At 72.1% G+C, this 12,147-nt stretch carries 8 protein-coding genes and 1 pseudogene; 4 read left to right on the forward strand and 5 right to left on the reverse strand.

Annotation, left to right across the window (positions count from 1 at the left end):
* Window positions 1-93: 93 nt before the first annotated feature.
* From OG766_RS33655 to OG766_RS33670, 4 genes and pseudogenes are all read left to right on the forward strand, one after another.
* Window positions 94-372, forward strand: a pseudogene (locus OG766_RS33655) (alpha/beta fold hydrolase); the annotation flags it as partial.
* 140 nt (window positions 373-512) lie between these two features.
* Complete coding sequence (locus OG766_RS33660; protein ID WP_328724194.1) at window positions 513-2,105, forward strand: ISL3 family transposase; 1,593 nt, start codon at window positions 513-515, stop codon at window positions 2,103-2,105.
* A gap of 56 nt (window positions 2,106-2,161) precedes the next feature.
* Complete coding sequence (locus tag OG766_RS33665) at window positions 2,162-2,593, forward strand: DUF4259 domain-containing protein (RefSeq protein ID WP_328724195.1); 432 nt, start codon at window positions 2,162-2,164, stop codon at window positions 2,591-2,593.
* Window positions 2,594-2,649: 56 nt separating this feature from the next.
* Window positions 2,650-3,282: an alpha/beta fold hydrolase gene (locus tag OG766_RS33670; protein ID WP_328727568.1), complete on the forward strand. Its 633-nt coding sequence runs from the start codon at window positions 2,650-2,652 to the stop codon at window positions 3,280-3,282.
* Between the two features lie 60 nt (window positions 3,283-3,342).
* Here the strand turns inward: OG766_RS33670 and OG766_RS33675 are convergent, their stop codons facing one another.
* Genes OG766_RS33675 through OG766_RS33695 form a run of 5 tightly spaced genes read right to left on the reverse strand, consistent with a single transcriptional unit; the run spans window position 3,343 to window position 12,146 of the window.
* Window positions 3,343-4,437, reverse strand: coding sequence for a class I SAM-dependent methyltransferase (locus OG766_RS33675; protein ID WP_328727071.1), 1,095 nt, complete (start codon window positions 4,435-4,437; stop codon window positions 3,343-3,345).
* Window positions 4,434-5,828, reverse strand: coding sequence for a glycosyltransferase (locus tag OG766_RS33680; RefSeq protein WP_328727072.1), 1,395 nt, complete (start codon window positions 5,826-5,828; stop codon window positions 4,434-4,436). Before OG766_RS33680 ends, OG766_RS33675 begins: the two co-directional genes overlap by 4 nt.
* 7 nt (window positions 5,829-5,835) lie before the next feature.
* Window positions 5,836-6,738: an alpha/beta fold hydrolase gene (locus tag OG766_RS33685; RefSeq protein WP_328727073.1), complete on the reverse strand. Its 903-nt coding sequence runs from the start codon at window positions 6,736-6,738 to the stop codon at window positions 5,836-5,838.
* Between the two features lie 3 nt (window positions 6,739-6,741).
* On the reverse strand, window positions 6,742-7,065 hold the full coding sequence (locus tag OG766_RS33690; protein ID WP_328727074.1) for an acyl carrier protein: 324 nt from the start codon (window positions 7,063-7,065) through the stop codon (window positions 6,742-6,744).
* Window positions 7,062-12,146 (reverse strand): polyketide synthase, encoded by a 5,085-nt coding sequence (locus OG766_RS33695; RefSeq protein ID WP_328727075.1) that lies wholly within the window; start codon window positions 12,144-12,146, stop codon window positions 7,062-7,064. The genes OG766_RS33690 and OG766_RS33695 overlap by 4 nt, the downstream gene beginning before the upstream one ends.
* Window position 12,147: the final 1 nt, after the last annotated feature.

Here is a 12,147-nt window from a genome sequence, read left to right on the forward strand (position 1 = left end):
TGTGTGAGGACCGTCACGCGGTTCGCGTCGAACTTCGCTCCGTTTCCCGCGTCCTGCCGGTGTCCTTGACGCTTGCCGGACCAGGAGACCCCCATGACCATCTCTTCGACCGATCCTCTGACCCTCGGTGCGCACACCGTCGACATCGACGGAGTCGTGCAGCGCTATCACGTCCACGGCACGGGACCCGTGTGCGTCGCGCATTCCGGCGGACCGGGCATCTCCTGGGAGTACCTGCGCATGCCGGCGCTGGAGCGGCAGCTGACGGTCGTCTATCCGGAGCCGATCGGCACCGGCGCTTCCGGCCGCCTCGCCTCCCATCCCCACGGCTACACCAGGGCCCGCTACAGCCGGTTCCTCGGGGCGCTGGTCTGGCTTTGTTCACGAGTTTGGGCTCTGGGCCACTTTCTGTGGTTGCGTACGCAGGGTGACTGTTGATCTTCGTGTGATGCCGGTTGAGTTCGCCCGAAAATCGCCCGGCTGGAATGCGGTGTGGTCGACAGTCCTTCGCCGTGAACGAAGTGCTGCCGCAGCTGGATGAGCTGTTGTTTTCCTCAGTCGAAGGCGTGTCCGTGGAGTCGGTCGAGGTGACCGACACGGTCGTCCGGGTCGAGGCCCGGACGACCGCCGAGCGGGCCGCCTGCCCGGGGTGCGGATATTGGTCGGTTCGAATACACGGCTCCTACCTGCGGTTTCCTCGCGACCTGCCGACGGCGGGCAAGTTCGTCGTGGTGTCGTTACGGGTGCGGCGATTCGTCTGTGGGGAGGATTCCTGCCCGCGCAAGACCTTCGCCGAGCAAGTACCAGGGCTCACCCGCAGGTTCGGGCGAAGGACCGAGCGGCTGCGATCGGCGCTGGTGTCGGTCGGACTCGCGCTCGCAGGCCGAGCCGGCGCCCGAATGACGGACGCCTTCAAGGTCCCGGTCAGCAGGAACACCCTACTGAGGCTGATCGCCTCGCTTCCGGACCCCGTCGCTGCCGCACCCCGTGTGGTCGGCGTGGACGAATACGCGCAGCGCAAGGGCCGTATCTACGGAACTGTGCTCGTCGACGTCGAAACACGTCGTCCCATCGACCTCCTGCCTGACCGGGAGGCGGACACGCTCGCGGCCTGGCTCGCCGAGCGGCCCGGCATCGAGATCGTCTGCCGCGACCGAGCCCCCTTCTTCGCCGACGGTGCCACCCGCGGTGCCCCGCAGGCCATCCAGGTCGCCGATCGGTGGCATCTCTGGCACAACCTGGGTGAAGCCGCCGAGAAGTGCGTCTACCGGCACCGCGGCTGCTTACGTCCTGTTCCGGCTCCGGATGAACCGCAGGAGGAGGAGCCGGCCACGTTGTCGCCCTGGCCGACAGGGCACCGGTTCGCCGAACGCACCCGCGTAAAGCACGCCACCATCCACGCCCTCCTGGCGGCCGGGCACAGCAAGCGATCCGTCGCCCGGCAACTCGGCATGACCCTAAACACCATCCTGCGCTTCTCCCGCGCCACGACCCCGGAGGAGATGTTCACTGGCCAGTGGCAGAGCCGTGCGACCAAGCTCGACGCCTACAAGCCCTACCTCGATCAGCGCTGGCAGGAAGGCTGCACCAACGCCTGGAAACTGTGGGAGGAGATCAAGGAACAAGGCTATCCCCGCGGTTACGGCAGCGTCCGCGATTACGTCAGCAGAAGTCTTCGCGGCAAGCCCCAACCGGTCGGCCCCCGGCCGCCATCGGCTCGCGCCGTCACTCGCTGGATCCTCACCCACCCCGACGCCCTACCCGAAGGCGACCGGCTCCAGCTCAAAGCCGTCCTCACCAACTGCCCCGAACTGACAGCACTCGCCCAACACGTGTGCTCCTTCGGCCACATGCTCACCAACCTGCAGGGCGACCAGCTGCCGAAATGGATCGAAGCGGCCACCGCCACCACCGATCTGCCCAGCCTTCGTCACTTCGCCCAGCACCTCGAACGTGACCTCGACGCCGTCATCGCCGGCCTCTCACTCCCGTGGAACTCAGGCGTCGTCGAAGGCCATGTCAACCGGATCAAGATGCTCAAGCGCCAGATGTTCGGCCGCGCCGGATTCAGCCTCCTACGCAAGCGAGTCCTCCTCGCTCCGTGATCGCGTTGTCGGTGCTTGATGCGAGGATCCCGGCGAAACGACGAAAGGAAATCAGCATGGGCACCTGGGACACCGGCCCCTTCGACAACGACACAGCTGCAGATTTCGCCAACATGCTGGACGATGCCGAGCCGGAAAAGCGTGAGGCCTTGGTCCGAGGCGTCCTCATCCGCACCATCGACGCAACTGGCTTCCTCGCGGAAGCGGAAGAGGCGGTAGCTGCCGCCGCACTGATCGCAGCGCAATGCCCTGGAGGTGAACCTGTCGACACCCCCTATGGCCCTGAAACACCCATGCCCATGTTTGCCACTGACCTTCGGGCCCTCGCTGACGAAGCCCTCGCCCGCATCGCAAGCGACGAGGCTGGGCCAGCCTCAAACTGGGTTCACCCCGAGGAGTGGAAGCAATGGCGCACGATGCTCAACCGCCTGCGCGCAGTGCTTGACCCGGCGCCGCCTGCCATCGCTCTCTTCGATGTCGAGCCATAACGCAGCGTCACTCGTCACAAGAAGTGGACCAGAGCCCAAACTCGTGAACAACGCCACTGGTCGAACACCTCGGTGTCCCCGAGGTGCACCTTCTGGGGCATTCGCACGGCGGCTTCGTCGTGCAGTACCACGCCCTGCACCGCCCGGACCGTGTCGCCGGGGTGATCCTCTACGACAGCGCGCCCGTGACCGGTCCCGAGCACGCCGCCGAGGCCATGCGCATGGTGCAGTCGTTCGCCGCGCGGTATGCCGGCCACCCCGGACTCCCTGAAGTCCTGGCCGCCTTCCAGGCCATCCCCACCATCTCCGACGACGCACGGATGACGGCCGTCGCCCGAGGGCTGTTCCCGGCGTACTTCGCGGACTACTGGGGCCGGGAGGAGGAGTTCGCCGCCATGCGTGCCGCCGTGAGGGCCGCACACATCTCCGGGCTGGACGAGAACCTTGTCCCGCATGCCGTCGACGACCGTGCGGACCTCGACTCGGTCACCCTCCCGACCCTCGTCGTCGTCGGCCGCCACGACGTCGTCTGCGGGGTGCGCTGGGCCGAGGAACTGCACCGGCTGATCCCCGGATCGGAACTGCTGATCCTCGAGAAGAGCGGGCACTTCGGCCATATCGAGGAGCCGGACGCCTTCTCGCGGGCGGTGACGCGATTCGTGTCGTCCACGGCACGCGGCACGTCGTGATCGTCCGGCCGAGGCCGGGGCGCCTCCCCGTCCGTAGTGGTCATGTGGGTTTGCACGACGTCACTCGCGCCGTGCCACCAGACGGTACGCGTTGCACAGTCCGAGTCTTTGTGCGAAGGGAGCAATCATCCGGTCCGCGAGCGTCGCCAGCACCAGAGCCGGGACACCGGCCAGCAGGGCCGAGGTGCGCAGCGCACGGCGCGAGCGGCCCGGCCGGGCGGGCAGCCAGGGCAGATCGTCACGCGGAGCCGCCTCGTCGAGCGCCAGCCAGACCGCGGCCACCAGGTCCACCGGCTCGTGCGCCGAGCGGTGTTGCTCCGCCACGACCGTGAAGCCCAGCTCGGACAGGGCCCGACGGAGGTTCGCCACCGGCATGAGGTGGAGGTGCTGCGGCTGCAGCCACGGGAGCCACCAGCGCCCGAGCAGCCTCGCGTAGCGACTGTCCGGGTCCGGTACCTCCACCACCAGACGGCCGCCGGCGCGCAGCGCCGTGCGGGCCGCCTCCAGCTCGCGCAGCGGCTCGGTGCTGTGCTCCAGGTAGTGGAACATGCTCACGACGTCGTAACTCCCGGCGAACCCCGGTGCCAGTTCGGTGAAAGCGCCCCGGAGACCGCGTTCCACCCGCCCCTCCAGCTCGGCCAGTTCGGCGCCCGCGGAGCGGTCGAGACCGTCGAACACCACGTCCGGCAGGACCTCTCTCGCCACCTCACAGAAATGCCCGTGACCGGTGCCGACGTCGACCCACCGCTTGGCCTCGCCCAGATACGGCAGCACGGACTCCGCCCGGCGGCGGTAGGACTTCGTGCGCCCGCCGAACATCCCGTCGAGCTGCTGCTCGCCCAGGCCGTCGTAGAAGTCGCGGTAGTAGAAGTCCAGTCCCCGGGCGTTGAGACGGGGGTTCTGGAACAGATGCAGGCAGGCGTGGCACCGGTCGATCCGGAAGGCTCCTGGCTTGTGCTGGATCAGGTCGGGCAACCGCAGGTGGCCGCCGATCCGCGCCGAACCGCAGCACGGGCAGTCGTGCCGCATCGGTTCGAAGAACACCGAAGGGCCGTCGGCCAGTTCGGCCAGGTAGGCGGGGCGCAGCGCGGCCACGGCCTCGTGCCGTGGCCGGGACCGCGGGGAGTGCTCGGGGCCTGGATTCACCGCGTTCATACGTCGTTCTCCTCACGGGCCGGCGGTTCGGGGCGGTGCGCATGGGCGGCCTGACGCTCGGAACGGTCCACACGGGCCGGGCGTACGGACCGGTCAGCACGGGATACGGACCGGTCCGCACGGTCCGTACGGCTCACGCGGTCCGCTCGCTCCGCGCGGGCCAGCCGTTCGAGATGGTCCGCGGCGGCCGCGGCCCCGCCCGCCTCACGGAACACACCTCCGATGGCCCGGGCGGCGGCCCGGTGGTGCGGCGTGCACAGCACGGCGTCCACCGCCGCCCCGATCCGGGACGCGTCGGCCCGGCCGAATCGGATCCGGACTCCGGCGCCCGCCTCGGCGACCTGCGCCGCGATGACCGGTTGGTCGTCCCGGATCGGCGCGACGACCAGCGGAACACCGTGCCACAGCGCCTCGCACACCGTGTTGTGACCGGCGTGGCAGACGACCGCGTCCACCTGCTTCAGCAGCGCGAGCTGCGGTACTTCGGGCACCGCGAGCAGATCCTTGTCCACGTGGCCGGTGCCGCCGCGGATGTCGCCGCCGTCGCCCCCGTGGTTGCCGTCGCTCCGGTGGTCGCCGGTGCCGTCCGCGGCGAGCACACCCTCCGGGTCCACCACCACACCCTGCAACCGGTCCGCGCGTGCCCGCAGCGCCCGGGCGGACTCGGTGAGGAACCGCGCACCCGCATCCGTGTTGGCCGTGCCGAGCGTGACCAGGACGGTCGCCCGTCCCGGGTCCAGCCAGTCCCACGGGAAGCCCGCGGGCGAGGGGCGGTCGGACAGCGACGGGCCCACCCAGCGGATCCGGTCGCCGCCGCGGGCGGGCGTCCCGGCCAGCTCCTTCGTGGTGAAGGCGAGCACCAGATGCGGGGAGAACCGCGGATCGCAGGTGCTCACCGGATCGCCCACCCGCAGCCGCAGCTCGCGTACCAGGGCCTCGTTCCACGCCGCGACCTTCGGCATCGTGGCCAGTACGTCGGCGAACTCCGCCGACGTCGTCGCCGACGTCGCCCACCTCACCCCGTGCCGTTCCGCGACCAGCGCACCCGCCAGCGCCTGCTGGTCGGCGACGACGACATCCGGACGGAACGCGCCCACCGCGTCCCGAACACCCTCGGCCATCGCGTCGGCCAGCGGCACCAGGAACCGCTCCCACAGGAAGCGCAGCGCTTCCGGCCCCCGGATGTCCGGTGGCCGGGACGGCCAGTCCCCTTCGGACCAGGTCGCGGGGGAGGGGTGGACCCGCGCGCCCGGCCCGGCGAGACGGTGCACGATGCCGGGCACCCCTGCCCAGGCCACCTGGTGCCCCCGGGCGGTCAGGGCGGCGGCGACTCCCACGAGGGGATTGATGTGCCCGACGAGCGGCGGCACGACGAACAGGAAGCGACTCAAGGGACCTTCACCTCCACGGGGCGGCCGGCAGCGGGTCGTCGTGCGCTGCGGAGGCGCGGTTGATCCAGTCCAGTACGAGATCGCGTACCCGGCCCGGTGCCTGGACCAGTACCGAGTGCTCGTGCCCGGGCAGCAGCACCGTCCGGCACCGGGGGAGCCGGTCCCGCAACCACGGGGCCTGCTCGGCCAGGTCGGAGTCGCCCCCGTACACGGCGAGTACGGGGCAGTGCAGCGAACGGATCGCGTCCTCGGTGACCACGTCGCAGGCGGTGACCTCGCGGGCGATCGCGGTGTCCCGCACCAGCCGGCCCGCGGCCTTGGCGAGCCGGGCCGTGTGGCGGCCCCGGTGCGTGGCGATCCAGTCGAGCGCCTCCGTCTCGTTCGTGGTCATCTCCTGCCGGACCCGGCCCAGCAGTCCGGTGATCTTGCGCGCCCACGACGCCGTGGCCGGTTCGGACTCGACGACGGAGATGCTCGCCACCCTGCCGGGGCGGAGCATGGCGTAGCCGAACGAGACCGTGCCGCCGAAGGAGTTGCCGACCAGATGGACGGGGCCGGGGATCTCCAGCCGGTCCAGGAGGGCGCCGAGATCGTCCACGAACCTGTCGAGGCTGTATCCCGTCGCCGGCCGCTCGCTGCGGCCGTGGCCCCTCTGGTCGTACATCACGACGTCGAGACCGGCCGCGGCCAGGGCGGGGGCGATGGTGAAGTAGTAGCTGGCCAGACTGTCGGTGAGCAGACCGTGCAGCAGGACGACGGTGGCGGCGGCCGGGGGCGCGTCGTCCGTGGCCGGTTGCCCGCCGAGTCGATGCCGTGGCCCCGGCCGCCCGTCGCCGCCCTGCTGAGGGGTGTCGCGCGGTCCGAGGCGCTGGACGTGCAGCCGGATGTCGCCGACGTCGAGGATCGCCATCCGTCAGGCCGCTTCCGCGCTCTTCAGGCACTGTGCGACATGTTCGACGAGACGGCCGACGGTCAGTTCGATGACGTCGTCGAGTTCCATGGAGGCCATGAACTCGGCGAAGTTGACCGCGTGTCCGTAGCGGTCCTCCAGATGGCCGGCCAGGGTGACCAGGTCGATGCTCTCGAACTCCAGGTCCCTGGCGAACCGGGTCCGCATCCCGACCTCGGTGCCGTCGAGTCCGTCGTCCTCCAGCACCAGCCCGATCATGGCGGTGATGTCGGCGAGGATCTCGTCCCGCCCCGCCTCCGACGGACCCGCCGGCTGTGTCGTGGTCACTTCCCGTCCTCCTCCTCGTCGTTGTCCTGCCCCGGGCCCCCGGTCCATGCCACGACGTAGGAGCGCGCCGGCAGCCCCGGGGGAGTGGCCACCTGCTCGCAGCGGATCCGGTACGTGCGTGCCGACGGGCGGCCGGCGACGGTGGTGCGCGCCTCGACCGTCAGCCGGTCCCGCGCGGCCTCCACCACCGCGAAGTCCTTCGGACGGCCGCCGAACCCGGTCCCCTCGGCCTTGGCCGCCGCCTCCTTCGCCGCCCAGAAGCGCGTGAACCACACGGCGAGGGAGTCGCCGTCGGCGGCGCTGCAGGCGGTGAGCAACGCGCGCTCCTCGACGCCGAGGGCCGTGGTGACCGTGGCCTCGGCGGGCTCGGCGATCTCCTCGATGTCGATGCCCGGTCCGGCCTGCGGTCCGGCCGCACCCCCGTCCGTACCGCCGGCCGCCTCGCGGGGCCGGACGATCGCGACGGCCGACTCGGCCCGGTGGGCGATCGACACGGCCAGCGGCGGAAGGTCCAGACCGTGCAGTCCGGTCACCAGGGGACGGCCCAGTTCGTCGTTGTCCACCCTCAGCTCGGCCGGGAAGACGGGCCCCGCGCCCTGCCGCCACAGCCAGTGCCGCACCGCGTCCTTGGCGGCGATCCGGCCGAGCAGCCACTGCCGGCGGCCGCGCGGCGGATGGCGTTCGTAGGCGGTGCGCTCGTCGCCGCCCAGCATGTTGCGCATGACGAGTTCCCGTGACGCCAGATCCGGCCAGCGCTCGTGGAGCAGCGACCAGCCTCCCGTACGGGCGACGGACAGTGTGTTGCGCTCCGGGAACCGCTCGACCGGCCTCGTCTGCGGATCGTTGTCGAACCGCCGGTCCTGCCAGCCCGTCAACCGTGCCCACACGGTGCCCCCGCACGTCAGCAGCACATCGGCTTCGAGCAGCGCGCCGGTGAGCGACGTGACGCGGACCAGGCATTCCAGCCGGGTGCCGGGCCGGGGCGGCGGGCCGTAGAACCGCAGGTGCCGCATCCGGACGGGGAACACGACGGTCCGCTCGGTGGCGGTCGCCATGATCCAGTAGCCGAGCACCTGGCCCACGTTGTCCAGCAGGGCCCCGGGGGCGGACGGGGTGGTGAGGACGGCTCGTACGTGTCTCGCGCCGATGCCCGTCAGCGCGGTGACGCCCTGGTACGCGGGTCCGTGGAACATCCAGCGCTCGTCGTACAGCTGGGCGGCGGTGTGTGCGGGGACGTGCTCGTCGGGGAACGCCTCCGAGCCCAGGCCCGCCGGTGGTGAGGCGTGCCGTGCGGCGAGTTCGACCACCGCGCGGGCGTACGGGCCGAAGGACACGGAGACCCGGTCCGGTCCCGCGGGAGTGACGGCGACCGCGACGTCCACCGGCTCGGAGGCGGCCAGCCACCGGTCGAAACGGGCATCGTGCACGGCGACCGCGCACATGCCGGGGGCGCTGCGTTCGGCCGCCTCCATCAGGTGGTGGACGATCGTCGTGGCCGGGACGACGGGCCAGCGGTCCGCCACCGATGGCCAGCCCGGCCGCTGCCGGAAGAAGCAGTGGTCGAGCAGGTACGGCATGGTGTCGGTGGCGACGCGGAGCGAGCCGGCCGGTCGCCCGGCTGACGGCCTGACCGCCCGCCCGGGCGGCGCGTCCGGTGAAGCGCCGTTCCCCGGTGAAGTCCCGTTCGCCGGGGGTGGATTCCCGGTCGCCGGTGAAGTCCCGGGAACTGGTGGAGTCCCGGGAGCCGGTGCGGGAGCGGCTACCGGAGCGTCGGCGCCGGCAGCGGTGCCGGAGGAAACCGGGGCGGTGGCGGACGGCGGCAACGACGCGGGGCGGTCACGCTGCGGCGGAACCGTGCGGGTCGTTCCGGGGGCGCCACCGCCATGGGCTGTGCGTCCGGAGGCGCTGCCCGGCGTGCCCGTGAGGGCCGCCGCCGCGATGAGTTCGGCCGCGGTCGTCGCGGTCTCCTGCATCAGCGCGGTGAGTTCGGCCAGTACGGGGAAACGGTCCGCCCCGGGCGGAGCCGCAGGGGCCACTGCGGGCACGGGCGCCGAGGGACTGGTGACACCCGGGTGCAGTGAAGCCCGCAACCCGGCCAGTACGTCCGGGGCCAGAGAGATCAGCGCGCCGCTGAGGTCGAGTCGTACCGGCGGGCCCTTCGGCGAATCCCGCTCCTCACTCTTGCCCTGGTCACTCTGGTCCGGGCCGGCGGCGCGAGGCCGCAGTTCCGCCGGCGCGCCCGGCGCACCCGGTCGCGCCGCCCCGCCCGTCACACCGGGACGGTCGATCATGTCCGGCTCGACCGGTGCCCCTTCGGTCCACAGGGCCACCGCCACCCGGCGCAGCTGCGCCAGGCCGGATCGATGGGGTGAGTTGGCGGCGATCACCAGATGCTGCCGGCCGCTCAGGGTGTCGCCGATCAGGGACCCGAGCTGCCCCGTCCCGACCTGGACGAACGCCCGGAACCCGGCCTCGTACAGCGCCTCGGTCAACTGGCGGAAACGGACCGGTTCCAGCAGGTGCCGGACGAACAGCTCCCGGATCCCGGCCTCGTCGCGGGGGAACGGCGCCGCCGTCGTTCCCGACCACACCGGCACCGTCGGCCGGTGCAGCTCGAACCGCTCGGCCGCCGCCCGGAAGGGCCCCAGGCAGGGTGCCAGCATGGGGGTGTGGAAGCCGGAGCGGAACGGCAGCACACGGCAGAGCACTCCTCGTGCCCGTAAGGAGAGTGCGAAGGACTCGACCGCGTTCGGCGGCCCGCACACCATCGACTGCCCGGGCGCGTTGTCGTGCGACAGGGTCACCGGCAGACCGGCCTCGCGAAGCGCGGCACCCACCCGCTCCGCCGAAGCGCCGACGGCGGCGAAGGCGAGGTCCGGCACCGTCACCGCGTCCGGGTCCAGGGAGGCCATGAAGTCGTCGACGGCCTGCTCCGCGTACAGGCCGGCCGCCGCCATCGCCGTCCACTCCCCGATGCTGTGACCGGCCACCGCCTCCGGCACGACACCGAGACGGCGCAGCGCCGCGTCCAGCAGTCGGCCCACCGCGACGACACCGAGGCCGTGCCGGCCGATGTCACCGACCTCGGCTCCGATGTCACCGACGTCGGCTTCGGCGTGGCTGTCCTCGGCTCCGGCGCTGCCGCCCTCGGCTCTGCCGGCTCCGAGCGCCGAGCCCGGCGGGACCAGTCCGAAGTGCTCGGCGACATCGGCCACGCGTGGCTCGAAGTCGCTCTCCAGCCCGGGGAAGACGAAGGCGATCCGGCCGGGCCGCTCGCCGCCGAGCAGGGGCTCGGGGGCGAACCACACGTCGTTGCGCCCGTGCCAGGCGCGTCCTCTGGCGGCGATCCGGCGGGCGAGCCGGAGCCGGTCAGCAGTAGGGCCGACGATGCCGAGCCGGGTGCGTCCCGCGGTCCGCGCGGCGTCCGCGTCGAGCCCGGCGTCCAGCACGGCCGGATCGTCGGCTCCGAGCAGGGCGGCCATGTCCTGCGCGCTGTCGGTGGCGAGCAGCAGCACCCGCTCGCGTTCGGCCACCGACAGCACGGCGGTCCGGCGTGCCGGACCGTACGGCGGTGCCGGCGGCCCGGCCGTGAACGGCACGCCGTCCGGGGCCTGTTCGAGAACCACATGGGCGTTGATCCCGCCGAAGCCGAAGGCGTTCACCGCCGCGCGGCGCGGCGGTCCGCCGGCCACCGCCTCCCAGGTCTCCGTCTGCGCCACGGTGCGGAACCGGGTCTCGGCGAGAGCGGGATGCGGATCGTCGCAGTGCAGCGTCGGCAGCAGGGTCGCGTGATGCAGGGCGAGCGCGGCCTTCACCAGTCCCGCCACCCCCGCGGCCGGCATGGCGTGACCGATCATCGACTTCACCGAGCCGATCACCGCAGGCGCTCCGTCCCGGCCGTCGGGCGGCCCGAACACCTCGGCGAGGGTACGCAGTTCTGCGGCGTCCCCCGCGGGCGTCGCGGTGCCGTGCGCCTCCAGCAGGCCGACGGATCCCGGGGCGGCGGGATCCAGTCCGGCCGCCCGCCACGCCTGCCGTACGGCACGTATCTGGCCGCCGGGGTCGGGGCTGACCAGGCCGGCGGTGCGGCCGTCACTGCTCACCGCCGTCCCCCGGATCACCGCGTAGATCCGGTCGCCGTCCCGCTCGGCGTCGGCCAGTCGCTTCAGCACGACCACGCCGGTGCCCTCACCGATGAGGATGCCGTCGGCGCCGCGGTGGAACGGCCGGCTGCGCTGGCTCGGCGACAGGGCACGGAGCTGGGAGAAGACGCTCCACAGAGTGATGTCGTGGCAGTGGTGCACACCACCGGCGAGCATCAGGTCGCAGCGGCCCGACGCCAGCTCGCCCACCGCCTGGTCCACGGCGACGAGCGAGGAGGCGCAGGCGGCGTCCACGGTGTACGCGGGGCCGCGCAGATCGAGCCGGTTGGCCAGGCGGGAGGCGGCGAGGTTGGGGACGAGCCCGATCGCGTTCTCCGGCCGGTCGGGCCCGAGCCGTTCGGTGAACGCCCTGCGCACCCGGGCGAGTTGGCCGGCGTCCAGGCCCGGCAGAAGCTCCCCGAGCGTGCGGACGAGTTGGCTCGCGGTACGCACCCGCTGGTCCAGCCGGACCAGGCCGGGCGTCAGATATCCGCCCCGGCCCAGAACCACGCCGATGCGCTCCCGGTCCGGCAGACCGCCCTCGCCGCCGGCGTCGGCGATCGCGGACGCCGCCACCCGCAGGGCGATCAACTGGTCGGGCTCGGTTCCCTGCACGGAACTGGGCATGATGCCGAACCGCGTCACATCGACGTCCGTCAGCGTGTCGACGAAGCCGCCCCGGCGGCAGTACACGTGGTCCGCGGAGTGCGGGCCCGTCGCGGCACCCGGCCGGAAGAACTCCGCGTCCCAGCGGCCCTCCGGCACGTCCTCGATCGCGTCGACACCGGCTTCGAGATTGCGCCGGTACGCCGCCAGGTCCGGAGCGCCGGGCAGCAGCACCGCCATGCCGGTGATGGCGACCGGCACGGTCCGGTATCCGCCCTCCCGCGCACCGCTCACGCCGTGTGCCGCGCGGCCGCCCGTCCCGCCGAGGGCCATG

This window comes from Streptomyces sp. NBC_00259 (assembly GCF_036181745.1).
GTDB lineage: Bacteria > Actinomycetota > Actinomycetes > Streptomycetales > Streptomycetaceae > Streptomyces > Streptomyces pratisoli.